This window comes from Micromonospora sp. WMMD734, assembly GCF_049178975.1.
Lineage (GTDB): Bacteria > Actinomycetota > Actinomycetes > Mycobacteriales > Micromonosporaceae > Micromonospora > Micromonospora wenchangensis.
Genome location: NZ_JBMHMK010000001.1, coordinates 5,565,788 through 5,591,268, shown reverse-complemented (window position 1 = coordinate 5,591,268; position 25,481 = coordinate 5,565,788). Strand labels below are relative to the sequence as shown.

Below are 25,481 nucleotides of genomic sequence, written 5' to 3'. Positions count from 1 at the left end.
ACGGGTGCGGAGGTGAGTGGGATGTCGGACGGGTTCGTCGGTTCGGGTGACCCTGCCTACGAGGCCAAGGTGCTGATGATCTCGGTTGCGGCACGGATGGCGGGGATGCACCCGCAGACGCTGCGCCAGTACGACCGGCTCGGCCTGGTGCAGGCCGGCCGGGCGGCCGGTGGCGGTCGCCGCTACAGCGTGCGGGACGTCGTCCTGCTGCGCGAGGTGCAGCGGCTCAGCCAGGACGAGGGCGTCAACCTGGCCGGGGTGAAGCGGATCATCGGGTTGGAACGCCTGGTGGAGCAGGCCCAGCAGCGGGTGGCCCGGCTGGAGGCGGAACTGGATGCCGCGTACCGGCGGATCGCCGAGCTGGAGACGCTGGCCAGCGGGTTCTCCCGGGGCGACCTGGTGCCCACGAACCGCACCTCGACGGCGCTGGTGGTCTGGCGTCCCCGCCGTGCCCCCGGCCGCTGATCCCTTCCGTTCCGTCCCGTCGCTCGGGGCGGGCCCGGCCTGCCCGGCCCGCCCCGCCTGGCCCTCCGGGCAGGGGTTTCCCTCACGGTCGGCGGTGATCGCCGGTCGGGGGTCGGGGTTTTCCGGCGGCGGGGTTGTCGTTCCGGCTAGCCTGTGATCAGTCCCAACCAGGTCAATCCGGACTCCGACGGCGGGGGAATCGTGGCGGAATCGGCGAAGAAGGTGGCCCGGCAGGCGGAGGAACGGCTCAACCGGGTGGCCGAGAACGTACGGGAGAAGTTCGACCGGGTCACCCAGGGCAAGTTCTCCGACACGGTGAAGAACGGCAGGTTCGATGACCGGCCCGCCCCCGGCAAGGACCGGGAAAAGGCCGGGCCGAAACGCCGTGACCAGGGCGGATCGCAACACTGACGATCCGCCGACGTGCGGGCCGGGACCCACGGGGGGTCCCGGCCCGTTCGCCGTACGGGCGGGTCGGGCCCGGCGGACCGCGACGTCAGCCGAGGCGGCGGTTGTCCCGGACCAGGCCGCCCTCGCACCAGTCGTGGTAGGTGAAGAGTTCCTCCCGGGCCAGCAGCATCCGGCTGTTGTGCGCCCAGTTGCGTACCAACTCGTCGCCGTCGCGTTCGGCCTGCTCGACCAGCTTGCGGAACCGACGCCGGGGGTGGGCGCGGAACTTCGTCCGGATTCCGTCGGCGGCGTAGATGTAGAGGCAGTGCAGGGCGAACCGGCGGGCCGGGCAGGCCGGGTCCCGGGCCAGCTCGAAGAGGGTGAGCACCAGGTGGTCACCCGCCACCAGCAGGTCCCAGTCCTGGGGCAGTGAGGTCAACGGCACCGAGTCGGGCTGGTACGCCCAGGCCCGCAACTCCGCCGGTGACGGGTCGACAGGGTTGGCGAAGCCGCGGAACGTCGGACCGTGCGCGCTCACCCGGCAACCTTCCCGCTCACGCCCGCGGGATGCCTCCGTCCGCCCACGAGCCCCTGGCCTGCTGGGGCGCAACGCTAGCCGCCGCCCCCGGCCGGCGGAAGACCTGCCGGGAAGCAATTCGGCAACGGACGCCCTGGCCAGGCCGACCCGCGCGGTCGACCTGGCCAGGCGAAACTCAGTCCGTGGCCGGCACCGGCCGGGCCTGGCGGGCGGCGATCCGCCGCCGGACCCGCTGCTTGAACCAGGGCATGTCGGGCAGCCGGGCGAGCATCGGGCCGGTGACCACGGTGATCAGCACGTACGCCGTGGCGAGCGCGGCCAGCTTGGGTTCGACGGTGCCGGCGGCGACCGCCAGACCGGCGATGACGATGGAGAACTCACCACGGGGCATCAGGGCGAAACCGGCCCGCCACCGGCCGGGCTCGGCGATCCCGGCCCGCCGGGCCGCCAGGTAGCCGGTGACCAGCTTCGTCCCCATGGTGACCACGGCCAGCAGCAACGCGGGCAGCAGCACCGGCGGCATGTCCCGGGGGTCGGTGACCAGGCCGAAGAAGACGAAGAAGACGGCGGCGAACAGGTCCCGCAGCGGGGAGAGCAGTTCGGTGGCGTGGTGCGCCACCGGCCCGGACAGGGCGATGCCGACCAGGAACGCCCCGACGGCGGCGGAGACCTGGAGCCGGGCGGCGATCCCGGCCACCAGCAGGGTCAGGCCGAGCACCCCGAGCAGCAGCGCCTCCGGGTCCTTCGCCGACAGGGCGGCGGAGATCAGGTGACCGAAGCGGATGGCGACGACCAGCACGACCACCACGGTGAGCACCGCGATGCCCAGCGCCACGCCGCCCTTGACCAGGCCCACGCCGGCCAGCAGCGCGGTCACCAGCGGCAGGTAGAGCGCCATCGCGAGATCCTCGATGACCAGCACGGAGAGGATGACCGGGGTTTCCCGGTTACCGACCCGGCCAAGGTCGCCGAGCACCTTGGCGATCACCCCGGAGGACGAGATCCAGGTGATGCCGCCGAGCACCACGGCCGCCACCCAGCCCCAGCCGAGCAGCAGCGCGAAGCCGAACCCGGGCAGGGCGTTGAGGACCGCGTCGATCAGGCCGGCCGGGGCCGCCGAGCGCAGGTTGCCGACCAGCTCGTTTGCGCTGTATTCCAGGCCGAGCATGACCAGCAGCAGGATGACGCCGATCTCGGCGCCGACGGCGAAGAACTCCTCGCTCGCGGCCAGCGGCAGCAGACCGCCGTGGCCGAACGCGAGGCCGGCGAGCAGGTAGAGCGGGATGGGGGAGACACCGAACCGGCGGCTGAGCCGACCGAGCAGCCCGAGCAGCAGCAGGAGAGCGCCGACCTCGACCAGTAGAGTTGTGGTTTCGTGCATCCGCCTCAGCCGTCCGGGTCACTGTCGGCGAGAATGGCGGTCACCCCGTCGAGACCCTGCCGGGTGCCGACCACGACCACCACGTCACCGGCCGCGAAGCGGAAGGTGGGATCGGGCGAGACGTTGACCTCGCCCTGCCGCAGCACCGCCACGATCGAGGCGCTGGTCCGGGTGCGTGCCTTGGTGTCACCGAGCCGCTTGTTGACGTACTTCGACCCCGCCGGGATGGCGATCTGCTCGGTGAGCAGCCCGGCCGCCTGCTCGCGCAGACCGGAGAGCTGACCCAGCATCAGCGACGCGCCGAGGATGTCGGCAAGCGCCTCGGCCTCGTCGTCGGTCAGCGGGATGTCGTGCTGACAGGAGTCGGGGTCGTCCGGGTCGTAGAGGACCAGGTCGCGGCGGCCATTGCGGTGGGAGACCACACCGAGCCGGCGGCCGGACTCCGTCATCAGGTCATGACGGACGCCGATTCCCGGAAGGGCGGTCTGTTCGACACGTACTCGCACGGACGAGAGGCTATACCCTGCGCCCAAGCTGGGCCTGCTGGACGTCTGTGCTGCTGGTGAGCGCTTTCCGGCCGGCACCGCCTGTGGTCGCCGGCTCGCCGGTCGGTAACCCCGACCCGCGCTGAGGGATCAGGGGGAGGTTCGGCGCGGTGTGACGTAGGTTCCCTTGCCCTGGTGGCCTTCGATGAGGCCCTCCGCCTGAAGGATCAGCAGTGCGGAGCGCACGGGTTCGGCGGAAACCTCGTAGTGCGCGATCAACTCACGTAGGGATGGCAACTTGTCGCCCGGCGAGTACTCGCCGGAGGCGATCTTGTCGCGGATGTCCTGGGCGATGCGCTGACGGTCGGAAACTCGGGGCATGGCGGCAACTCCTGGTAGGCCCCAAGATCCTCCCATGGCGGCACGCGACCCGCCAACACTTCGCGTGCTTTGCATGGTGAGTAGTTGTCTTCCGATGCTTTGCATTGTATGTTGCTTCGGCGGGTCCTTCGGCGGAAAGCCTGGTAGGCAAACCGGCCTCCGGTTGGCTCCGTGGGCTGGCACGACTGGGCCAGAAGATGCGTCAGTCGTGCCAGCCCTGAGATCGACATGGGCCGCGTCGGCGGCGTCCATGCGAAAGCGGCCCTGTCGTCGTAATGCCGAAGTGGGCTGCGACGGCGGCAGGGCGGGCAGTCCGGCCGAGCCGACAGCGCGGCCGGGCTGCCCATCCAGCACCGCGACACCGAACTGTCCAGCGAAGGAGCGCCATGGCGTACGAGTCGCCGCACCCACCGTCGAAGCTCGACCATGGTCAACTCAGTTGGGGCGATAGTGCGGTGTCCGAGCCATCGCTATACCGCCATTGGGCCGATATTGCTTCGGCCCGTCCGGGGTGGCGTGAGCCGGGTCGGGCGGGTGGGGAGGCATGACCGGGCGGTATGTCGTACACCTGCCGGTGGTCGCTGCGGACCTGGCGCGGGCCAAGGTGCTGGCCCGGACGGCGGCCCGCTCGCTGGCCTTCCTCGCCCACGTCGACCCCGGCGAGACCACCGTCTCCGCCGAGGACGATCAGGGGGTACGCCACCGCGTCTTCTGCGACAACCGGCTGGACAGTGGTCGGCGGTGCGTGCTCCGGGCCGACCACGAGACCCCCTGCACCTCTCGCCTGCCCCGTTGGCCACCGAACGCCGCCCGCCCGCCCCGTTGACCTGAGCTGACTGTGAGCCCCTGTCTGCCTCTCGACCGGCGGGCGCCTTCCGCCGTATCAGGACGGCAGGCGCCGCCAAGCTGCCGCCCGGCCCAGCCCCTCCGAAGCGATCGCGCCCTCACGACGTAGGCGGTCCAGCACGACGCGGATCGTCGGATCACTGATGCCGGGCAGCGCCGTGCGGATGTCGGCGACCCGGAAGATGCGCGGAGCGTGGTGGAGCACGTAGTCGAGCACCCGGTCCTGCTTCGAACCGTCCGCCCGATCCGATGCAGCTCGTTCGGCGAACGTGCGGTAGGCGTTCGCCAGGATGTTGACGAAGTAGGTGAGCCACGGCCAGGGATCGGCCTCGCCGTCATGCCAGCCGTGGGTCGAGTCCAGCAGTGCCTGGTAGTAGCCGTCCGCGCTCACGGCGATCTGGTGCTCCAGGCTGACGTACCTCGACACCGAGTAGCCGGCATCCATCAGCAGCGCGTTGGTGAGTGCCCGGGTCACCCGGCCGTTGCCGTCCTCGAAGGGGTGCACGACGAGGAGATCGAGCACGAAGAGGCCGACGAGGAGCACCGGATGGTGACGTCGCGCTGTCCTCTCGGCGGTGTAACGCTCGATCAGTTCGGCCACGAAGTAGGGCGTGTCCGACGCTCGTACGGGGCGGATGCGGACAGTCACTTCGCCGGTGGCGGTGCGGTCGACGACGACGTTGTCCTCAGTTTTGAACTGACCGCCTGGCGCGGCGGTGTGGGCGAAGAGCAACTTGTGCAGATGGAGCAGGAGGCCGGGATTCAGCGGTCGCCAGGCACCCTGGAAGAGGTAGTCCTGCGCGTCCCGGTAGCCGGCCAACTCCTGCTCGCTGCGACTTCTCAGGTTGGTTACCCGTCCGGCGAGGATGCGATCAGCCCGGGCGCTGTCGTTGACGACGATCCCCTCGATGGCCGACGAGGCGGTGATGCTCGCTACCCGGGCGCGGTCGGCCAACTGCTTGAGCAGCCCAGGTAGCTGGTCGCGGTAGAGATCCTCCGATCCTCGGCCGACGTCCACCGTGCCGAGTGCCGTTACGACCGGGCCGGGAACATGACCGATGCAACGGTCCAGGTCGGCGAAGCTGAGCACGGCAGACTCCCGGAAAGTGCCTAATGAAGAAGCAGATTATTTAGTTTATTAGTTTCCTTGGGTACTTCGCCGGGCCGGGTCGGCGTGTCCGGTCCGGCTGGATGTGACCCACGCCACGTTGGCAGAGTTGAGTGGAATAGGCTCAACTCTGATGGTGTCTCTTACTAGTGGACACGCCGATCCCGGGGGAGCCCATGAACACGGAACGACTCACCACCAAGAGCCGCGAAACCATCACCGGTGCGGTCGCGCTGGCCAACCAGCGTGGTCACGCCACCGTGGAACCCTGGCACCTGCTGCTGGCCCTGCTCGACACCGACGGCTCCACCGCCGCCGGCCTGCTGCGCGCCGTGGGTGCCGACCCCGCCGAGCTGCGCCGGGTCGCGCAGCGCTCGGTCGACGCGCTGCCCGCCGCCCGGGGTTCCAGCATTGCCGAGCCCACCCTGGCCCGCGAGTTCGTCAACGCCATCGGCGCCGCCGAGCAGATCGCCCGGCCGCTCGGCGATGAGTACACCTCCACCGAGCACCTGCTCGCCGGCCTGGCCCGGGTGGGCGGCGCGGTGTCCAACGCGCTGAAGACCGCCGGGGCCACCGAGGAGAACCTGGTCGCCGCGTTCCCGACGGTGCGCGGCGGCGACCGGCGGGTCACCACCGCCGACCCGGAGCAGACCTACCAGGCGCTGGCCAAGTACGGCGTCGACCTCACCGCCAGCGCCCGGGACGGCAAGATCGACCCGGTGATCGGCCGGGATTCGGAGATCCGTCGGGTGATCCAGGTGCTCTCCCGGCGTACCAAGAACAACCCGGTGCTGATCGGCGAGCCCGGCGTCGGCAAGACCGCGATCGTCGAGGGCCTGGCCCAGCGGATCGTGGCCGGCGACGTGCCCGAGTCGCTGCGGGACAAGAAGCTGGTCTCGCTCGACCTCGGTGCGATGGTCGCCGGGGCGCAGTACCGGGGCCAGTTCGAGGAGCGGCTCAAGTCCGTCCTGGAGGAGATCAAGAACTCGAACGGCCAGGTCATCACCTTCCTCGATGAGCTGCACACCGTGGTCGGCGCGGGCAAGGGCGAAGGCTCGATGGACGCCGGCAACATGCTCAAGCCGATGCTGGCGCGCGGTGAGCTGCGGATGGTCGGCGCGACGACGCTCGACGAGTACCGCGAGCACATCGAGAAGGACCCGGCGCTGGAGCGTCGCTTCCAGCCGGTGCTGGTCGGCGAGCCGACCATCGAGGACACCATCGGCATCCTGCGCGGCCTCAAGGAACGCTACGAGGTGCACCACGGCGTCCGGATCACCGACGCCGCCCTGGTCGCCGCCGCGTCGCTGTCCGACCGGTACATCACCGACCGGTTCCTGCCGGACAAGGCGATCGACCTGGTCGACGAGTCCGCGTCCCGGCTCCGGATGGAGATCGACTCCCGGCCGGTCGAGGTGGACGAGATTGAGCGGGCGGTACGCCGGCTGGAGATCGAGGAGATGGCGCTGGCCAAGGAGCCCGACGCCGCCTCCGCCGAGCGGCTGGAGCGGCTGCGCAAGGAGTTGGCCGACAAGCGCGAGCAGCTCACCGCGCTGTCCGAGCGCTGGCAGACCGAGAAGAGCCACATCACCAAGCTCTCCACCGCCAAGGAGGAGCTGGAACGCCTCGGCGGTGAGGCCGAGCGGGCCGAACGCGACGGCGAGCTGGAACGCGCCGCCGAGCTGCGCTACGGCCGGATTCCGGCGCTCAAGGCCGACCTGGCGACGGCGGAGGAGGAACTGGCCCGGCTCCAGGCCGACGGCGCGATGCTCAAGGAGGAGGTCGGCGCGGACGACATCGCCGCCGTCGTCGCCTCCTGGACGGGCATCCCGGCCGGCCGGCTGCTGGAGGGCGAGACGGCCAAGCTGCTGCGGATGGAGGAGTCGCTGGGCGGCCGGGTCGTCGGCCAGGCCGAGGCCGTCGGCGCCGTCTCCGACGCGGTACGCCGGGCGCGGGCCGGCGTCGCCGACCCGGACCGCCCCACCGGCAGCTTCCTGTTCCTCGGCCCCACCGGCGTCGGCAAGACCGAGCTGGCCAAGGCGCTCGCCGAGTTCCTCTTCGACGACGAGCGGGCCATGGTCCGCATCGACATGAGCGAGTACGGCGAGAAGCACTCCGTCGCCCGCCTGGTCGGTGCCCCGCCCGGCTACGTCGGCTACGAGGAGGGCGGTCAGCTCACCGAGGCGGTGCGTCGCCGCCCCTACTCGGTGATCCTGCTCGACGAGGTGGAGAAGGCCCACCCGGACGTCTTCGACATCCTGCTCCAGGTGCTCGACGACGGTCGGCTCACCGACGGCCAGGGGCGTACCGTCGACTTCCGCAACGCGATCCTGATCCTGACCTCCAACCTGGGGTCGTCGGTGATCAGCGATCTGACGCTCGCCGACGAGCAGCGCCGCGAGGGGGTGCTCGCGGTGGTCCGCTCGCACTTCAAGCCGGAGTTCCTCAACCGGCTCGACGACATCGTGGTCTTCGCCGCGCTGCGCGGGGACGACCTGCGGTCGATCGTCGACATCCAGCTCGACCGGCTACGTCGTCGGCTCGGCGACCGCCGGTTGGCGCTGGACGTCAGCGAAACCGCCCGGACCTGGCTCGCCGAGCACGGATACGACCCGATCTACGGTGCCCGGCCGCTGCGCCGGCTGGTCCAGTCGGCCATCGGCGACCAACTCGCCAAGGCCCTGCTGGGCGGCGTGGTCCGGGACGGCGACACGGTCCGGGTCGACCTGTCCGACGACAAGAACGCCCTCACCGTAACCGCCTCCTGACCCCGACGGGCCGATCCCGCCACCCCCGGCGGGATCGGCCCGTCCCCCGCTGCCCTGCCGACCGCCCGACCGACGGCCCCGCCGACCGCCCCCGGCGACCGCCCCGGGCGACGGCCCCCGGGAGACCGCCGCGGTGATCAAGAGGTTTACGTCACGAGAGCGCTTTCCCCGTCCGCAAACCTCTTGATCGACCCCGCGCGGGCCCTACCGCGCCCGGCGATCAAGAGGTTGGCGTCACCGGACAGCACTCCCCGTGACGCAAAGCTCTTGATCGACCCCGCGCGGGCACTTTCCGCCCCGTGATCAAGAGGTTTACGTCATCGGAGAGCGCTCCCGGCGACGCAAACCTCTTGATCACCGGGGCCGTCACCGGGGCGGTCGGCGGGGCGGTCGGTGGGGCAGTGGTGGGGCGGTTGGCGGGGGTTGAGTGGGGGTGCGGTGGGTGGTTAGGGGCGGGGCGGGGAAAGGAGAGGGGCATGTTCGGGATGCGGAAGAAGAGTGGCGATCCGGAGCTGGACGCCGCCGTGCGGGAACTCGCCGGGGCGGACACCGTCGCCTTCGGCGGGGTGGGGTTCGCCGGCACGCTGCTGCCGGCGACCGAGGCGTACCGGCGGGTCGGGGAGGCGTTCGCGCAGCGCCCCCGGCAGGCCCGCGAGCAGGTCGACTGGCTGCTGCGGCACGGGTCGCCGGCCGGCCGGGCGTACGCGGCGACGCTGCTGGAGCAGGTCGACCCGGCGGCGGCCCGGGCGGCCTGGACGGCGCTGGTCGACGACGACGCCGAGTTCACCACGTTCGCCGGCTGCACGATGGGCGCCACCACGCTGCGTGGGTACGCGGCCGACCGGCTGGCCGGCAACCGCACCGACGACGACGCTCGGTAGCTGACCACTCACTCAGAATTCGCTGAGTTTCCCCAGGTGCGTGGGGTGCGCGGGGTTGTTACCGTCTCCGCCGACGCACTTGGGGAGGTGGTCGGGGTGAATGGTTCAGTCGCGTACGTCGTGGCGGCGTTGGGATGTCTGATCGGGGTCGCCGGGATCGTGGTGGCGGCGGTGGCTTTCAGTCGGAGCCGCAAACCGGCCCGGCCGACGCCGGTAAAGGACCCGTTCCGTGACACCGACTCCGACGCCCTGCGCGGTGACCCCCGCAAGCTCAAGCCCGGCGACATCGTCGAGATCCGTGGCGTGTCGTACGCGGTCCGCGGCTCGGTGCACCTGGTCGAGGGCGGCTGGAGCTGGGCCGAACATCTGCTGGACACCGTCGAGGGCGACAAGCGCTGGCTCTCCGTCGAGGAGGACCCGGACCTGGAACTGGTGCTCTGGACGGCCGAGCCGGCCGCGACGGTCACCCCCGGCGCACCCACCCTCGACTTCGCCGGCCGCCGCTACTCCTGGGAGGAGTCCGGCCAGGCCCGCTACTCGGCCACCGGCAGCACCGGCCTCGACCCGTACGGCACCGTCCGCTACCAGGACTACCGGGGGCAGGGCGGTGAGCGGCTCTCCTTCGAGGCGTACGGGGATGCCGGCTGGGAGGTGGGCCGGGGCGAGCGGCTGCACCGTACGGACGTGATGGTGTATCCGCAGTCCGGCCCGGTGGGGTCCTGATCGTGCTGGTCAGCCTGAACACCCCGTACGTCGACACCTGCGCCGCCGACCTGAGCCTGGCGCTCGGCGGACCGGAACGTCCCGCCCTGCACGTCCGTGACCTGACCCTGCCCGGTGGCGTCCGGCTGCGGCTACGCCTGCTCGGTGCGTCCCACCAGGTCGTCCTCACCGTCCCGGCCGCCGGTGCCGACGCGCCCGCCCCCGACCGGTCCGGCGGGGCTGGCGGGCTGGTCGAGACGGTTGCCTGCCTGCCCGGCCGGCCCCCGCACCTACCCGGTGACCTGCACGACGAGGCGGGCGGCTACCGGTTCACCGCCACCGTGCTGCGCCCCGCCGAGGGGGAGCTGCACACCCGGATCGCCGCGCTCCGCGCCGACCTGGCCGACGACCCGTACGCCCTGGTGGGGGTCTTTCCCGGGGACCCGGACGCGGTCACCGCGCTGGCCGTCCGCCCCGACGCGCCGGGCGGGTCGGTGCGCTGGCGTACCTGGCACGCGTACCCGCAGACCAACGAACTGGTCCTGACCGAGACGGCGGTGGCCCTTCCGCGAGCCCCGCAGCCGCGAGCTAAGGAGACACAGTGACGTACCGGCGCTGGTTCGTGGTGGGGGTGGCCTTCGCGGTCGTCGGCGCGTTGGTCGCCGCCTTCGCGATCTTCTACGGCAACTTCTCGCCCCGGGGCTACATCGAGGACCGCTACACCCGGGCGGCGAGCCGGGACATCGGGCGGGACGCCATCGCGTACACCTCGAACCGGACCCCGAGCCAGGTGGCGGACGACGTCACCGGCGCCTGGAAGCCGGCCGACCAGTACGTCGACGGTAGCGGCGTCTACCTGCGCTACGACGACGACTCGCTGGTGATCCTGCCGATCGCCGCCGGCTCGGTGATCCTGCTGGAACGGATGCGCACCGCGTACCCGCGTTACCACTCGACGGTGGGCAACCACTGGGGCTGGGGGCGGGGCAGCACGGTACGCGGCGGCGGCCCCGGCTCCGGCAAGTGACGCGTACCGACCCCGACCGAACGAACCCCTGGAGCACGCTGTGCAGAACCTGGTCACCGATCTGCTGGTCACCCTCGCCTACGGGGTGGTCGGCGTCGTCCTGATGGCCGTCGGCTACGTGCTGGTCGACGTGGCCACCCCGGGCAAGCTCCACGAGCTGATCTGGACCGAACGCAACCGTAACGCCGCGCTGCTGCTCGCCTCGAACCTGGCCGGCGTCGGCACCATCGTGGTGGCCGCCATCGCCGCGAGCGAGGACGACTTCCTGCTCGGCCTGGTCGGTGCCGCCGCGTACGGGATCGTCGGTCTGGTCATCATGGCCCTGGCGTTCGTGCTGCTCGACGCGCTGACCCCGGGCAAGTTGGGCACGCTGCTGGTCGACCCGCAGCCGCATCCGGCGGTCTGGGTGTCGGCGGTGGTGCACCTCGCCACCGGCGCGATCATCGCCGCCGCCATCAGCTGATGACCACGGCGAAGCAGCCGGCGAAGCCGAAACAGAACGCGGGCGCCTGGGTCGTCTGGATCGTCCTCGGCCTGGTCGTGGTGGTCTGCGTGGGCAGCAGCATCTTCAACCGGGACTCCGGGGGCACCACCGTGCCCGCCCCGGCGGCCGACGAGCGCGCCGACACCGTGCCGCTGCTCGTGCAGGCGGCCGACAGCCAGGGCATCTGCTACGGCTGGCGGCTGGAGAGGTCGTCCGGCGCGGAGGTGAGCGTCGGCTCCAACCTCGGCGACGGGGTGCCGGTGACCGAGGACGCCCGCTGCCCCCGGTGGGTGGAGGTCCGGGCCCGGGTCATGTACACCGCGGAGAGCAGTGAGAGCAACGACTGGGCGACGGTCACCGTCTCCGGCTCGGGCGACTTCTCCCGCGCCGACCTCTACGCCGTCGATACCGGCCTGACCCGGTTCGGCCTGCACGAGGACGTGTTCGTGGACGACCCGGGCTGGGCGATCTGCCGCGCCGCCGTGGCGTTGCCGCTGCTGGTCGCCGAGACGGGTGCGGCACCACCGGCGGCCACCCCGACCGCCGACCCCGGCGCGGCGGTGGCCCCGCTGCCGGACACCGGCAGCGACTTCTGGCGGGACCGCTGGGGTACGGTGCTGGCCGCCGCCGGCCTGCTGCTGGTCGCCGTGCTGCTGATCACCGTCGGGTTCGTCCAGCGTGGCCGGCAGCGGGCGGCGGCGTCGGCCGGGCGTCCCCGGGGGACACGGTGACCACTGTCGACGACACCCCGGCGGTCGGGCCGCGCTGGCGGTGGGCCCGCGCGTCGGTGCTGCTCGCGGTCTTCGTCTGCGCCGCCTGCGGCCTGGTGTACGAACTGGCCCTGGTCGCGCTCGGCAGCTACCTGATCGGTGACACGGTCGGGCAGGCGTCGATCGTGCTCGGCGTGATGGTCTTCGCGATGGGGGTCGGCGCGCTGGTCGCCAAACCGTTGCAGCCCCGGGCCGCCGCCGCGTTCGCGGTGATCGAGTTGACCCTGGCCCTGCTCGGTGGCCTGTCGGTGCTCGGCCTCTACGCCGCGTTCGCCTGGCTCGACCTGTACGGCCCGGCGCTGGTCGGCACCGCGTTCGTGCTGGGTCTGCTGATCGGCGCGGAGATCCCGCTGCTGATGGTGATGCTGCAACGTATCCGCGAGCAGGCGGCCGGCAGCGCGGTCGCCGACCTGTTCGCCGCCGACTACGTCGGGGCGCTGCTCGGCGGGCTGGCCTTCCCGTTCCTGCTGATCCCCGTCTTCGGCCAGCTCAAGGGCGCGCTGGTGGTCGGCGCGGTGAACGCGGTGGCCGGCCTGGCCCTGGTCTGCACGGTGTTCCGCGCCGAGCTGAGCCGCCGGGCCCGGCTCGTGCTGGGCGTCGGCTCCGTCGTGGTCGCCCTCTGCCTGGGGTACGCCTGGGTCACCGCCGCCGACTTCGAGGTGACCAGCCGCCAGCAGCTCTACCGGGACCCGGTGGTGCACGCCGAACGCTCCCGCTACCAGGAGATCGTGCTGACCAGGTCGGTACGCGAGATCGGCCACCCCGACACCGATCTGCGGCTGTTCCTCAACGGCGACCTCCAGTTCAGCTCGATCGACGAGTACCGCTACCACGAGGCGCTGGTGCACCCGGCGATGCGCGGCCCGCGCGGTGAGGTGCTGGTCCTCGGTGCCGGCGACGGTCTCGCCGTCCGCGAGATCCTGCGTTATCCGGACGTGCGCCGGGTGACCGTGGTCGACCTCGACCCGGCGGTGGTGGCGCTGGCCCGCTCCGAGCCGCAGCTGCGCGCGCTCAACGGCGGCTCCCTCGACGACCCCCGGGTCCGGGTGCTCAACACCGACGCCTTCGGCTGGTTGCGGACCGCCGGCGAACGCTTCGACGTGGTCGTCGCCGACCTGCCCGACCCGGACGAGACGGCCACCGCCAAGCTCTACACCGTCGAGTTCTACGCGTTGATCCGTTCGGTGCTCGCCGAGGGGGCCCGGCTGGTGGTGCAGTCCGGGTCGCCGTACTTCGCGCCCCGGTCGTACTGGTCGATCGAGGCGTCGGTACGGGAGGCCGGCTTCGCCACCGTGCCGTACCACGTCGACGTGCCCTCGTTCGGTGACTGGGGCTTCGTGCTCGCCGCCCCGAGCGGGACCCCGCCGCCGCTGGAGTTGCCGGCCGACGCGCCCCGGCTGCGTTTCCTCGACCCGGCGGTGCTGCGGGCGGCGGCGGCCTTCCCCGCCGACCGGGGCCGCCTCGACGTGCCCGCCTCCACCCTGTTGCGGCCCAGGGTGCTCGACTACGCCCGCAGCGAGTGGCGCGGCTACTAGCCTCGGAGGCGATGTCACCGTCGCTGCGCCGCCGGCTGCCACCGCGCGCGGTGGACGCTGCCGCGTACCTCCAGGCGTTCGTGCTGTCCGGGGTGGCGACGGTGCTGGTCACCCGGGCGTTCCTGCACGCCACCGGCTACCCGCAGCTCGGCGGCGGCGGCCTGCACATCGCGCACGTGCTCTGGGGCGGCCTGCTGATGACCGTCGGGCTGGGTGTGGCGCTGGTGTTCCTCGGCGGGGCTGCCCGGATGACCGGCGCGGTGCTCGCCGGGATCGGCTTCGGGCTCTTCATCGACGAGGTGGGCAAGTTCGTCACCGCCGGCACCGACTACTTCTACCGGCCCGCCGCCGGCATCATCTACGCGGTCTTCGCCCTGCTGGTGGTGATCACCCAGGCGTTGCGCGAACGGCTGCGCCCGACCCCCGGCGAACGGGTGGCCAACGCGTTGGACGTGATCGTCGGCGGTGTCGGCCGGGGGCTCACCGACCGGCAGCGGGCGGCCACCCTGCGGCTGGTCCGGGGTGCCGGGCCGGAGGTCGAGTCGGGGGTGTCCGCGCTGCTGGACGTGGTGCCGCGCCGGGAGCCACCGCCGCGACGGTTCTGGCAGCCCTGGGTGGCCCGGCTGCGCGACGCGTTGGTCCGGCTGACCGCCCAGCGCTGGGTGGTCCTGCTGGTGGTGGCCTACCTGGTCGTCGAGCCGGTGGCGACGGTGGTGGTGGTGACCACCGAGGGGGTGACCGGCGAGTTGGACCAGCTCGGTGAGTGGGGGGCGGTGCTCGGGGTGTCCGCCTCGGCGGTGGTCGCCGGGGTGCTGAGCATCCGCGCCGCGTTCCTGCTCCGCAACGACCGGCGGGCCGCGTTCCGGCTGTTCAAGCTGGCGCTCCTGGTCGACCTGCTGTTCGGGCAGATCTTCAACTTCACGGTCAACCAGTTCGACGCGGTGACCGGGCTCGCGGTGGACCTGCTCCTGCTCGCCGTGGTGACCGCCGAACACCGCCGACTGGTCCGCCAGTCGTGACCGCGGCCGGTGATTCGGCGGTTCGACCAGCGGGTACGGCTCCGTCGTACCCGGTGCGACGGGACTGCGGACGTTACCGTGGTGCGGTGATCTAGGAAGGAGAATCATGGTCGATTCCCACAGCACGCCCGCCCGGACCCGTCCGGGTCTGGTGACGCTCTCCAGCTACCTGCTGATGTTCTTCGCGGTGCTCCAACTGATCGGGCTGATCCTGACCCTCGCGATCAGCGGGAAGCTGCGTCAGGCGTTCGAGGACGCCTTCGAGGGGACCGCGAGCGAGGTCGAGGGCCTCGGCACCGCCGTCGTGGTCTTCGCCGTCGGCGCGTCCGCCGTCCTGCTGCTGATCGCGCTCGCCCTCGTCGTCCTGGCGATCTTCAACAACCGGGGCAAGAACGGCAGCCGGATCGCCACCTGGGTGGTCGGCGGCATCATGGTCTGCTGCGTCGGCGGCGGGCTGATCAACGGTGCCGCCGGGTTCAGCGGCTCCACCGGCTCCACCTCCGGGGACGCGCCGAGCGCCGAGGAACTGGAACGCAGCATGAACGCCGTGCTGCCGTCCTGGTACAACCCGGTCAGCACCCTGCTCGGGGTGGTCAGCCTGCTCGCCCTGCTGGCGGCGCTGATCCTGCTCGCCCTGCCGCAGTCCAACGAGTTCTTCCGCAAGCCCAAGGCGGGCTGGGAGCCGCCGGTTCCGGGTGCCACCTACCCGGCCGCGCCCGGCTACCCGCCCACCCCCGGCTACCCGGCCACCCCGGACTACCTGCAACCCGGTGCCCCCGGCCCGTCGTCGACCCCGGGCCAGCCCGGCCCGTCGCCGGCCGCCCCCGGCGTGCCGGACCAGCCGCAGTCGTCCGACGGCCCGTCCTGGTCGCCGCCGTCGGGCGGCGAGCCCGACCGGCCCACCGGAGGCAGCGGCCCGGACGACCCGCAGCGTCCCGCCGGCAGCTGACGGGCGCGTAACAGCGACACCGACGATTCCCTCCGAGTAGGTTGCACACCGACGCCTACCGGAGGGAATCGTCGTGTCGTACCCGGATCAGGTGCCGGACCGCCGCCCGCCGGTCGTCACCGTGGCGGCGGCGCTGCTCGGGCTGATGGCGCTCGCCGCCGGGGTCTACGCCGTCACCAGCCTGCTCGCCCTGGGCGGCACGGTCGACAGGTTCCGGGGGGCCGCCGCCGACACCGCAGCCGACCCGGGCGACGTCGACGGGGTGGTCCGGCTGCTGCGGCTCAGCACGATCGGCTCGGCGGTGGTGACGGTGCTGGTGGCGCTGCTGCTGGTCGGCCTCGCCGGTGGGCTGCTCGCCAGGCGTCGGGGGGCCCGGGTCGGCGTCTGGGTGGTCTGCGGGCTGGGTCTGCTCGCCGGAGGGTGCGCCCTGGCCGTGCTGGTCGGCCAGCGGGTCAGGCCACTGCGGCTGGGCAGCGGTGACCAGGGGGTGGCCGACCTCTTCGCCACCCTGGACGACGCCTATCCCTCGTGGTGGGTGCCGGTGAACGCGGGCGTCTCGGTGGCCCAGGGCCTCGGCTACCTCGTGGTGGCCGTGCTGCTGGCCCTGCGGCCGGCGAACAGTTGGTTCACCGGCAGGTGGCCGGTGCGACCCGGATACGGGCCCTCCTCGTTCACCGCCGCGCCCTACCAGTCCCCGGTGTCCGCGCCGAAGCCCGGCCCCGCCGCCGCCACACCGGTACCGCCCCAGCCTGAGCCCGGGTCCGCGTCCGGGCCCGACGTGATCCGACGTCCCACCGAGGAGCAACCGTGACAGTCGACCGATCCGGGTCCGGCCGGTGCGCGTTGATCACGGGTGCCACCGCAGGGATCGGCGCGGCGTTCGCCAGGCAACTCGCCGCCGAGGGCTGGGACCTGGTCCTGGTGGCCCGGGACACCGCCCGGCTCGACGCCGCCGCCGCCGAGCTGACCGGCCGGTACGGCAACCGGACGGAGGTCGTCTCCGCCGACCTGTCCACCGACGACGGTTGCGCGCTGGTGGAACGGCGACTGGCCACCGGTGACCCGGTGGATTTGCTGGTCAACAATGCCGGACTGAGCCTGAACCAGCCGTTTATGCGATCCACCGTCGCCGACGAGACACGGTTGCTCCGGTTGAACGTGCACGCGGTGCTGCGCCTCACCCATGCGGCGCTCGGGCCCATGACGAGGCGCGGTAATGGGACAGTGATAAATGTCTCTTCGGTCGCTGGCTTCGGCCCGGTGATGCCCGGCTCCACCTATCCGGCCAGCAAGGCATGGGTGACCAGCTTCAGTGAATCGATCGGGCAGACGGCCCGCTCAGCCGGGGTGCACGTGATGGCGCTCTGCCCCGGCTACACCCGTACCGGCTACCACGAACGTACCGGCATCGACATGTCAGGAATGCCGCGGTGGATCTGGCTCGAAGCCGACGACGTGGTTGCCGAGGCCCTGCGTGACCTGCGAAAAGGCAAAACCGTGAGCGTGCCCGACTGGAAGTACAAGCTGGCCGTGGCGAGCTTGCGGCACGTGCCGCGTCGGCTGCTGCGCGGTGCCTTCCGGGACCGGCGCGGGCAGGCCGACCCGGCCGGGCAGTGACCGACAGGCGGTGCCGGTCGACCCGCCGGTGGCCTGGCGTGGCAGCGAAACCCTACCGGTGTGGTCGCGCAGCGTAGCCGTCCATCGCCAGTCATCGAGCACCCGGATGGCCGCTCCGGGTGGGCCGCACACACGACCCACAGACTTGAGCAGTACCCTCTATCGCCATGGGGGACCACGACGACCTGCGTAAATTCATCACTGACCTGGCTGTGGTCCATGGCCGGGTCGTGCTCTCCTCGGGGCGGGAGGCGGAGTGGTACGTCGATCTGCGTCGCGTGACTCTCCATCACCGGGCCGCTCCCCTGGTCGGTCGGGTGATGCGGGAGCTGACCGCCGACTGGAATTACGACGCGGTCGGTGGGTTGACCCTGGGTGCCGATCCGATCGGCATCTCGATGTTGCACGCCGCCGCAGAGACCGATCGACCCCTGGACGCCTTCGTCGTCCGCAAGGCCGGCAAGGCGCACGGTCTCCAACGGCGGATCGAGGGTCCTGAGGTGGCCGGCCGGCGGGTACTGGCGGTGGAGGACACCTCGACGACGGGCGGCAGCGTGTTGACGGCCGTCGAAGCTCTACGCGAGGCCGGGGCGGAGGTCGTGGGCGTGGCGGTGATCGTCGACCGTGGCGCCAGCGACGTGGTACGTGCCGCCGGACTGCCGTATCGGGCGGCCTATACGTTGGCTGACCTCGGCCTTGTGGCGTAAAAATTTGCCGATTCGGATCTGCTGATATGCAGGCGGATCGATGCTGCTGGTGGAAGGATGGAATACGTGGGAACTGCGTTGGCTGAAATGACCATGCCTCAGATCTCGCCGCTTGCCGGCGAGCCGATCGAACGTGCCGACGCCGAGCGGCTGGCGGGGGTCCTCAAGGCCCTCGCCGACCCCGCCCGGCTGCGGCTGCTCAGCCTGATCCAGTCGGCGCCCGAGGGCGAAGCGTGCGTGTGTGACCTCACCGCGCCGCTCGGCCTCTCGCAGCCGACGGTCAGCCACCACCTCCGCATCCTCACCGAGGCCGGCTTGCTGGAGCGGGAGAAGCGTGGTGTGTGGGCCTACTACCGGCTGGTGCCGTCGGCGATCGCCACGATCGCCGACCTGCTCACGCCGCCGCGCAAGCGGGCCACCAAGAAGGCCCGCTGACTGAACCCGTTCGTCCCGTCCAGGGGCGACGTCCGATGACGGACCAGGGGTGGCGTCATCGGGTGGTGACGGCTGCCCGTCACCGGTCAGTTTGCTGATCCACCACCGTGCCCGCGGTGGCGTACGCGTACGCAACGGCCGGTCCTCTCCCCGAGGGCCGGCCGTTGGTCGTCCGCCGGTCAGTGGCCCTGCCCGTGTTCCGGGTACCGCCCGCCGTCCGACGGTGGGCGCTGCCCGTACGTCTGCGGGGGGAACCGCTGGTCGGGGCCGGGCTGCCCGCCGTACGGCTGCGCGCCGCCTGCGGGCTGCCCGGGGTGCGGCTGCGGGGGCTGGTCGTGGTGGTGGTGCTCGACGGCGTCCCGGACGGCCTCGACCGCCCCGACCGCGCTCGCGGCGGCGATCACGGCGACGGCCTCACCGCGCCGACGTGCCTTACGGTCGCGGAGGAACTCGAAGAAGATCGGCAGCACCGAGATCAGGATGATCAGTGCGACCACCGGCAGGATGTACCTGTCGATCTTGTCGCCGATGGCGCTGTAGATCTGGTCGGCGAGCAGGTAGCCGATCAGCAGGATGCCGTCCACCCAGAGGACCGCGCCGACGACGTTCCAGAGGAGGAACTGCTTCGCCGGCATGCCGAGCGCGCCCGCCACCGGGTTGAGGAACGTCCGCACGATCGGGATGAACCGGGCCAGCACCACGGCCTTGGCCGGGCCGAACTTCTGGAAGTAGAACTCCGCCTTCTCCACGTACTCCTTCTTGAAGAGCCGGGAGTTGGGGCGCTCGAACATCTTGCGGCCGTACCGGGCGCCGAGCCAGTGCCCGAGCTGGGCACCGGCGATCGCGCAGAGCGGACCGCCGATCAGCAGCCCGGCCAGGGAGAGCCGGGTGCCGCTGCCGAAGATCGCGTCGGCCACCGGCGACGCGGCCACCCCGGCCAGGAACAGCAACGAGTCGCCGGGGAAGAAGAACCCCACCAGCAGGCCGGTCTCGGCGAAGAGGATCACCCACACGCCGACCAGCCCGAAGGTCTGGAGCAGATCCTTGGGGTCGAGCGGGTTCAGCGCGACCGTCTCCGCGACCACCCGCGTCTTCTCACCTGTGTCCACGGCCACACACCATACCGAGCCCACGAACGCACGGTCGCGGCACGCGTCCCTCCGACCGGCAACTCACCCCACCGGACCCGCCCGGCCGGACCGCCGGGCGCGGGGCCGGGCGGGTCCGGGCCCGCCCGGCCCCGCGCTCCATGGCCCGGCCGGGCGGGCCCGATCAGGCCACGAAGTGCGACCGGCGGCGGCGGGCCGCCAGGTAGCTGCCGATCCCGGCCGCCAGGAGCAGGCCGCCGACGGTGGCCACCAGGCCGGACGGGGAACCGGTGATCGGCAACGAGCCGTCGTCGCCGCCCTGACCGCCCGAGGCGTGATTCACCAGGATCTTCGCGGTGTCGTTGCTCGGGTCGAGGTCCTTCGTGCCCACCGGGCCGCTTCTCAGCTGGACCGTGCCCGTCAGGGGGCCTGCCCGATCGATGCGGAACGAGAACGGCAGGGCGACCCTCCCGCCCTTGTGGATGACGTCGTACTGGTAGCAGAGGTAGGCGCGGGCACCCGGCCGGCCGCCCTCCTCGTCCTGGATGTCGGCGTCGAGGCAGTTCTTGGGCACCTTGACGGCGGTGACGCCCTTCGGCACGGTCATCTCGACGATCGTGTAGAAGTCGCGGCCGCCGTTGGACGACGAGGCCGGCCCCCGGTTGGTGTAACCGATCGTGACCGGCACGGTCTCGCCCACCTTGGCGGTGATGCGTACCTCGTCGGCCGCCAGGTCGGCCCGCTGGTTGCCGGTGACGGTCAACTCGACGGGCGTTTCGTTGTCGTTCGGCCTGACGTCGGTCTGCGCCGCCCGGGACGTGCCGCCGGGCAGTCGGGTGCCGACCTGCTCCAGCCGCAGCACACCGCCGCTGCCCTGCTGGTCGAGCGTGTAGCTGGGCTGCGCGTCCGCCCAGTCCTGCGGGGTGAACCAGGTGGCGGTGCCGGGCTGGACGTTCGGTGCCGAGACGTCCCGGGGCACGGTGACACCGAAGCCGCCGTCGACCCGGAACGCCCGGCCCGGCGCGATCTCGTCGTCGAAGGTGCAGGCGAACAGGTTCGGCGTGAAGTGCACCAACCCACCCTTGCTGCCGTATCGGCAGTTCCGGTAGCGCTTCGACGGGGTGAGCCCGTACGCGGCCGAGACGAGGAGCACCACGCCCCGCACGGTCTCCTGCCCCCGGTTGGCGACCGACAGGCCCACCGGCACCGTGGCACCGGGGCCGCCGGTCAGCGTCACCGCGGGACCCGCCACCAGGTCGACCCCCTCGCCGACGAGGACCGTCGACGTGGTGGTGCTCGTACCCGACCTGCCGGTGGTGACGGTGAACCGGAGCAGACCCTGTCGACCCACCGTTGCACCCGCGCGCGGGCGTACCGACAACGAGAGCAGGTCCGGTGCGTCCTCCTGGTAGGCCAGGCAGGTCAGCACGGTGCCGGTACGGGTGCAGGCCGAGGCGGCGGAACCGCTCACCTCGACGAAGGCGTCGACCGCGCCGTAGTCGACGGTGATGGTGTAGCTGTCCTGGAGTTTCTCGCCCGGCACCCGGAGCACCACCGTCCTACCGGGCCCACCCGGAGCCAGGGTGACGTTGTTGGCGGACGTGGTGAACCCGGCCGTCACCACCTGGCCGGGGGAGGCCCCGGGGTTCGCGGGGGCGGCCGGGGCGGGAGTGGCGGAGGCGGCGACACACGCGCCCACCACCGCAAGTCCGGCCAGCCAACGACGCGTCGCGTGCTTGCGCATCAGCGGATCCTGTCCTGAGGAGGTGCTACGACGGTCGTCGCAGCCTAGGGAGTTCGTCCCCGTCCGAGTGCCCCGCGCCGACGGGTGGCGACAGAATGGGCCGAACAGCCGACGAATCCCCCCGGACGGCCCACCCCACCCACCCGGGCCGCCGTGGACCGCCCCACCCCGGGGAGGGTCAGAGCCGGGGGTCGACCGGCTCGGACTCGCAGGCGAGGATCGCGAAGACCAGCTCGTGCCGCCGCCACAGCGGGACGTCGGCGGCGTACCCGTCCAGGGCGGCCAGGCCGAGCGCGTGTTCACGCAGCGCCAGCCCCCGCTTGCGGCCCAGCGAGCGGCGACGCAGCGCGGCGAGCTGGGCCGGGTCGGTGTAGCCGGGACCGTAGATGATCCGCAGGTACTCCCGGCCCCGGCACTTGATCCCCGGCTGGAGCAGCGAGCCCCGGGCCGAGCGGGCCGCCGGGCCGTCGTACGGCTTGACCACCATCCCCTCGCCGCCGGCCCCGGTCAGCGCCGACCACCACTCGGTGGCCGCCGCCACCGCCGCCTCGTCGGACAGCTCCACCACCTGTCGTCGGGTCGGGGTGAAGAACTCCGGATCGGCGGCGCAGAGCCGGTCGGCCAACGCCAGGTGCCAGCCGTGGTCCCGGTCGGTGAAGGTCACCGTCGCCCCGGCCAGCACCGCGAACGGCGCCAGGGTCACCCCGCGCAGCCCTTCGGTGGGTGCCACGTACGCCCGGTAGGCCGCCGAGTAGCCGTCGACCTCCGCCCGACGGGCCGCCATCCGCTCCCGCAGCGCGGCCACCGGCAGTCCCCGGGCCGCCGCCGAGTCCAGCGCGGCGAGAGCCGCCGGCAGCGCCGCCCGCCCGGCCGCCCCGACCCCGGCGTACTGCTCGCGGATCAACCCGTCCGCCTTTGCCGACCAGGGCAGCAGCTCACAGTCCAGCAGCAGCCGGTCGGTGCCCAACTCCTCCCACAGCCCGGCCGCGCCGACCGCCGCCCGGACCCGGTCCAGCAGCTCCCCGTCCAGCGGCGGGCCGAAGAACGGCCGACCGGTCCGGGTGTGCACCACCCCACCGCCGAACCGGCCGGGTTCCCGCTCGACCAGCACCACCGCCCGGGAACCCATGTGCTTCTCCTGGCACACCACCCGCTGCACGCCGGCCGACCGGTAGTCCTCGAACGCCTGCGTCGGGTGCTCCAGGAACCCCGGCACGGTCGACGTCGAACACGGGGCCATGGTCGGCGGCAACCAGACCAGCCGGCCCGGGTCCACCGCGAACCGGCTCATCACCTCCAGCGCGGCGGCGGCGTTCTCCGCCGGCACGGTCAGCGTGCCGTAGGCGTGCTCCAGGTGCCGCCGCCCGGTCACATCGGCTAGGTCGAGCACCGTGTCCGGGCGGGTCGGGGCGAACAGCGACCGGGCCGGGGCGTACCACTCCCGCCGGGCGTCGACCGCGACCAGCTCCCGCTCGGGGTAGCGCAGCGCGGTGAGCTTCCCGCCGAAGACGCAACCGGTGTCGACGCAGATCGTGTTGTTGATCCACTCCGGCACCGGCGTCGGGGTGTGCCCGTACACGACCGTCGCCGCACCCCGGTAGTCGCGCGCCCACGGGTAGCGCACCGGCAGGCCGTACTCGTCGGTTTCGCCGGTGGTCTCGCCCCAGAGCGCGAACGAACGGACCCGGCCCGACGCGCGGCCGTGGTACGCCTCCTTCAGGCCGGCGTGCGCCACCACCAGCCGGCCGCCGTCGAGCACGAAGTGGCTGACCAGGCCGTCGATGAAGGTCGCCACCCCGGCCACGAACGCCGGGTCCTCCGCGTCGAGCTGTGCCATCGTCTCGGCCAGGCCGTGGGTGAGCTTGACGTCCTGGCCACGCAGCTTGCGCAGCAGCTTGTGCTCGTGGTTGCCCGGCACGCAGATCGCGTGCCCGGCCGCCACCATGCCCATCACCAGGCGCAGCACGCCGGGCGAGTCCGGGCCGCGGTCCACCAGGTCACCCACGAAGACCGCGGTACGACCAGCCGGGTGCACCGCGTCCACCGGGCGACCCGCGTCGTCGCGGTGCAGCACGAAACCCAGCCGCCCCAGCAGCTCCTCCAGTTCCGCCCGGCACCCGTGCACGTCACCGACGATGTCGAACGGCCCGGTCAGCTCCCGCCGGTCGTTGAACAGCTTCTCCAGCCGGATCCGCGCGGCGTCGATCTCCTCGACCCCGCGCAACACGTGCACCTTGCGGAACCCCTCCCGGGCCAACTGCCCGTACGACCGGCGCAGGTCCCGCTGCATCCGGGCCAGCACCTGCCGGCCGTGTGTGCGGTCGGCGCGGGACAGGGTCCGTTCCCAGGCCAACGCCTCCGGCACGTCCAGCACGATCGCCACCGGGAGCACGTCGTGCTCCCGGGCCACCCTGACCAGCCCGGCGCGGGCGTGCGGCTGGAGGTTCGTCGCGTCGACCACGGTGAGCCGGCCCCGCCGCAGCCGGACCCCCGCCACGTGGTGCAGCGCCCCGAACGCGTCGGCGGAGGCGGACTGGTCGTTCTCGTCGTCGGCGACCATCGCCCGGAACGCGTCCGAGGCGAGCACCTGACTGGGCGCGAAGTGCCGGGCGGCGAAGGTGGACTTGCCCGAGCCGGAGACGCCGACCAGCGCCACCAGGGCGAGTTCGGGAATGTCGAGAATGCTCATCGGGTCGTCTCCCGGCTGGCCACGGCGGTGAGGACGGCGAGCTGGGTGGGATGGCCCAGCTCGGGGTCGTGGTCGCCGACCCCGCTGACGGTGGCCGTGTAGCCGTGCTCGGCGGCCACCCGGTCGACCCACGCCGCGAACTCGGCACGGGTCCACTCGAACCGGTGGTCGGGATGCCGGAACCGCCCCGCCGGCAGCCCCTCGTACCGCACGTTGTACTCCGCGTTCGGGGTGGTCACCACGAGTGTGCCCGGCCGGGCGTGACCCAGCACGGCGTCCTCCAACGCGGGCAGCCGGGCCGGGTCCAGGTGCTCGACGACCTCCATCAGCACTGCCGCGTCGAAGCCACGCAACCGGTCGTCCCGGTAGGTCAACGCCGACTGCCACAGCCGGACCCGGTCCTGCTGCCGCTGGGGCAGCCGGTCCAGCCGCAGCCGGCGGGCGGCCGTCGTCAGCGCCTGCGCGGAGACGTCCACCCCCACCACCTCGGTGTAACGCCGGTCGACGAGCAGCCCGGTGAGCAGCGCGCCGCCGCCACACCCCAGATCCACCACCCGCCTCGCGCCGCTGGCCGCCAGCGCGGCGAGCACCGCCTCGCGCCGTCGGGCCGCCAGGGACGCCCGCCGGGGATCGGCCGCCGCCGCGCCTTCCGCCGGGCCGGTGGCCTCGTCGACACTGTCGTCCGGCACGGGTACGTCGGCCAGCCGCAACTCGGCCAGCCGGGCCATCGCCCGCCCGGCCAGCGCCCGCCGGTGCGCCAGGTAGCGGCGGGTGATCAACGCCCGTTCCGGGTGGTCGGCCAACCAGCCCGCCCCGGCCCGCAGCAACTTGTCGATCTCGTCCGGGGCGACCCAGTAGTGCTTGGCGTCGTCCAGCACCGGCAGCAGGACGTACAGGTGGTTGAGGGCGTCGGCGAGCCGGACCGTGCCGGTCAGGCGGAGGTCGACGTACCGGCTGTCACCCCATTCGGGGTGCTGCTCGTCGAGCGGGAGCGGGGCTGCGGTCACCACCCAGCCGAGCGGGGCGAACAGCCGTACCGCCAGCTCCGCGCCGCCCCGGCAGCGCAGCACCGGCACCCGGACGCTCAGCGGGATCGCCACGCCGGCCAGCTCCGGGCGGTCCCGGGACACCCCGCGCAGCGCGGAACGGAACACCGTGGACAGCGCCGAGGAGAGCAGACTCGACGCGGCGTAGGCACGGTCGTTGACGTACTGCCCGAGGGTGAAGGTCTCCGGGGTGGACGCCGCCCGCCGCCGGCCCACCCCGAGGCGCTGCGGATCGACCTCGACCAGCAGGGCGGCCGTGCACCGACGCTCCGTCGCCTCCGGGTAGAACACGTGCGCGGTACCTGTGGGCAGGTCGAACTCCTGCACCCGGTCGGGGTGCTTGACCAGCAGGTAACCGAGGTCGGTCGCCGGTTCGTGGGTGGTGGTCAGGGTGAGCAGCACGCGCCCATGATCCCAGCGTGGTCG

At 72.2% G+C, this 25,481-nt stretch carries 26 protein-coding genes; 17 read left to right on the top strand and 9 right to left on the bottom strand.

Annotated features, from left to right (window positions below):
- The first annotated feature begins 21 nt into the window (after positions 1-21).
- Positions 22-465: a heat shock protein transcriptional repressor HspR gene (locus ACN267_RS24150; protein WP_204958475.1), complete on the top strand. Its 444-nt coding sequence runs from the start codon at positions 22-24 to the stop codon at positions 463-465.
- A 153-nt stretch (positions 466-618) separates the two neighbouring features.
- Entirely contained in the window at positions 619-876 is a 258-nt protein-coding gene (locus ACN267_RS24145; protein WP_372445971.1) for a hypothetical protein, read from the top strand.
- An 85-nt stretch (positions 877-961) separates the two neighbouring features.
- Here ACN267_RS24145 and ACN267_RS24140 read toward each other — a convergent pair whose 3' ends face one another.
- From ACN267_RS24140 to ACN267_RS24125, 4 genes are all read right to left on the bottom strand, one after another.
- Positions 962-1,393 carry a hypothetical protein gene (locus tag ACN267_RS24140; protein WP_204958476.1) on the bottom strand — a complete coding sequence of 144 codons (432 nt, stop codon included), beginning with the start codon at positions 1,391-1,393 and terminating at the stop codon, positions 962-964.
- Positions 1,394-1,568: 175 nt separating this feature from the next.
- A complete protein-coding gene (locus ACN267_RS24135; protein WP_421489716.1) occupies positions 1,569-2,774 on the bottom strand; it encodes a cation:proton antiporter in 1,206 nt (401 codons plus the stop codon).
- A gap of 5 nt (positions 2,775-2,779) precedes the next feature.
- Complete coding sequence (locus ACN267_RS24130) at positions 2,780-3,280, bottom strand: cation:proton antiporter regulatory subunit (protein WP_088641912.1); 501 nt, start codon at positions 3,278-3,280, stop codon at positions 2,780-2,782.
- 129 nt (positions 3,281-3,409) lie between these two features.
- The gene (locus ACN267_RS24125; protein ID WP_421489715.1) at positions 3,410-3,640 is read right to left on the bottom strand and encodes a winged helix-turn-helix domain-containing protein; all 231 of its coding nucleotides are present in this window, start codon (positions 3,638-3,640) and stop codon (positions 3,410-3,412) included.
- A 544-nt stretch (positions 3,641-4,184) separates the two neighbouring features.
- Between ACN267_RS24125 and ACN267_RS24120 the strand changes: the two genes are divergently transcribed.
- Positions 4,185-4,466: a hypothetical protein gene (locus ACN267_RS24120; RefSeq protein WP_421489714.1), complete on the top strand. Its 282-nt coding sequence runs from the start codon at positions 4,185-4,187 to the stop codon at positions 4,464-4,466.
- 57 nt (positions 4,467-4,523) lie between these two features.
- Here ACN267_RS24120 and ACN267_RS24115 read toward each other — a convergent pair whose 3' ends face one another.
- Positions 4,524-5,576: a Fic family protein gene (locus ACN267_RS24115; protein WP_421489713.1), complete on the bottom strand. Its 1,053-nt coding sequence runs from the start codon at positions 5,574-5,576 to the stop codon at positions 4,524-4,526.
- 194 nt (positions 5,577-5,770) lie between these two features.
- Here ACN267_RS24115 and clpB point away from each other — a divergent pair, with 194 nt between their 5' ends.
- The 14 genes from clpB (at position 5,771) to ACN267_RS24045 (ending at position 18,488) form a co-directional block, all read left to right on the top strand.
- Positions 5,771-8,362 carry an ATP-dependent chaperone ClpB gene (gene clpB, locus ACN267_RS24110; protein ID WP_421489712.1) on the top strand — a complete coding sequence of 864 codons (2,592 nt, stop codon included), beginning with the start codon at positions 5,771-5,773 and terminating at the stop codon, positions 8,360-8,362.
- Positions 8,363-8,838: 476 nt separating this feature from the next.
- A complete protein-coding gene (locus tag ACN267_RS24105; protein WP_421489711.1) occupies positions 8,839-9,243 on the top strand; it encodes a hypothetical protein in 405 nt (134 codons plus the stop codon).
- 96 nt (positions 9,244-9,339) lie between these two features.
- Positions 9,340-9,966, top strand: a complete 627-nt coding sequence (locus ACN267_RS24100) for a DUF4178 domain-containing protein (protein ID WP_204958484.1) — start codon at positions 9,340-9,342, stop codon at positions 9,964-9,966.
- A 2-nt stretch (positions 9,967-9,968) separates the two neighbouring features.
- A complete protein-coding gene (locus ACN267_RS24095; RefSeq protein WP_204958485.1) occupies positions 9,969-10,550 on the top strand; it encodes a DUF2617 family protein in 582 nt (193 codons plus the stop codon).
- Positions 10,547-10,972: a DUF4247 domain-containing protein gene (locus tag ACN267_RS24090; protein ID WP_204958486.1), complete on the top strand. Its 426-nt coding sequence runs from the start codon at positions 10,547-10,549 to the stop codon at positions 10,970-10,972. Before ACN267_RS24095 ends, ACN267_RS24090 begins: the two co-directional genes overlap by 4 nt.
- 40 nt (positions 10,973-11,012) lie before the next feature.
- The gene (locus ACN267_RS24085; RefSeq protein WP_204958487.1) at positions 11,013-11,435 is read left to right on the top strand and encodes a DUF350 domain-containing protein; all 423 of its coding nucleotides are present in this window, start codon (positions 11,013-11,015) and stop codon (positions 11,433-11,435) included.
- Positions 11,435-12,187, top strand: coding sequence for a hypothetical protein (locus tag ACN267_RS24080; protein WP_421489710.1), 753 nt, complete (start codon positions 11,435-11,437; stop codon positions 12,185-12,187). Before ACN267_RS24085 ends, ACN267_RS24080 begins: the two co-directional genes overlap by 1 nt.
- Entirely contained in the window at positions 12,184-13,761 is a 1,578-nt protein-coding gene (locus tag ACN267_RS24075; protein WP_281901449.1) for a polyamine aminopropyltransferase, read from the top strand. The genes ACN267_RS24080 and ACN267_RS24075 overlap by 4 nt, the downstream gene beginning before the upstream one ends.
- A 35-nt stretch (positions 13,762-13,796) precedes the next feature.
- The gene (locus tag ACN267_RS24070) at positions 13,797-14,780 is read left to right on the top strand and encodes a hypothetical protein (RefSeq protein ID WP_204958943.1); all 984 of its coding nucleotides are present in this window, start codon (positions 13,797-13,799) and stop codon (positions 14,778-14,780) included.
- A 106-nt stretch (positions 14,781-14,886) separates the two neighbouring features.
- Positions 14,887-15,729, top strand: coding sequence for a hypothetical protein (locus tag ACN267_RS24065; protein ID WP_281901447.1), 843 nt, complete (start codon positions 14,887-14,889; stop codon positions 15,727-15,729).
- A 73-nt stretch (positions 15,730-15,802) separates the two neighbouring features.
- Positions 15,803-16,540, top strand: a complete 738-nt coding sequence (locus tag ACN267_RS24060) for a hypothetical protein (protein ID WP_421489709.1) — start codon at positions 15,803-15,805, stop codon at positions 16,538-16,540.
- Complete coding sequence (locus tag ACN267_RS24055; RefSeq protein WP_281901443.1) at positions 16,537-17,346, top strand: SDR family NAD(P)-dependent oxidoreductase; 810 nt, start codon at positions 16,537-16,539, stop codon at positions 17,344-17,346. The genes ACN267_RS24060 and ACN267_RS24055 overlap by 4 nt, the downstream gene beginning before the upstream one ends.
- 167 nt (positions 17,347-17,513) lie before the next feature.
- On the top strand, positions 17,514-18,053 hold the full coding sequence (gene pyrE / locus ACN267_RS24050) for an orotate phosphoribosyltransferase (protein ID WP_088641922.1): 540 nt from the start codon (positions 17,514-17,516) through the stop codon (positions 18,051-18,053).
- A gap of 57 nt (positions 18,054-18,110) precedes the next feature.
- Complete coding sequence (locus ACN267_RS24045) at positions 18,111-18,488, top strand: ArsR/SmtB family transcription factor (RefSeq protein WP_007454255.1); 378 nt, start codon at positions 18,111-18,113, stop codon at positions 18,486-18,488.
- Between the two features lie 179 nt (positions 18,489-18,667).
- On the opposite strand, the gene ACN267_RS24040 is transcribed toward ACN267_RS24045, so the two are convergent.
- The 4 genes from ACN267_RS24040 to ACN267_RS24025 all read right to left on the bottom strand — a co-directional run bounded on the left by ACN267_RS24040 (position 18,668) and on the right by ACN267_RS24025 (position 25,457).
- Complete coding sequence (locus tag ACN267_RS24040; protein WP_372445972.1) at positions 18,668-19,597, bottom strand: DedA family protein; 930 nt, start codon at positions 19,595-19,597, stop codon at positions 18,668-18,670.
- Between the two features lie 163 nt (positions 19,598-19,760).
- Positions 19,761-21,320, bottom strand: coding sequence for an LPXTG cell wall anchor domain-containing protein (locus tag ACN267_RS24035; protein ID WP_421489708.1), 1,560 nt, complete (start codon positions 21,318-21,320; stop codon positions 19,761-19,763).
- Between the two features lie 178 nt (positions 21,321-21,498).
- Positions 21,499-24,009, bottom strand: coding sequence for a polynucleotide kinase-phosphatase (locus tag ACN267_RS24030; protein WP_421489707.1), 2,511 nt, complete (start codon positions 24,007-24,009; stop codon positions 21,499-21,501).
- A complete protein-coding gene (locus ACN267_RS24025) occupies positions 24,006-25,457 on the bottom strand; it encodes a 3' terminal RNA ribose 2'-O-methyltransferase Hen1 (RefSeq protein WP_421489706.1) in 1,452 nt (483 codons plus the stop codon). Before ACN267_RS24025 ends, ACN267_RS24030 begins: the two co-directional genes overlap by 4 nt.
- Positions 25,458-25,481: the final 24 nt, after the last annotated feature.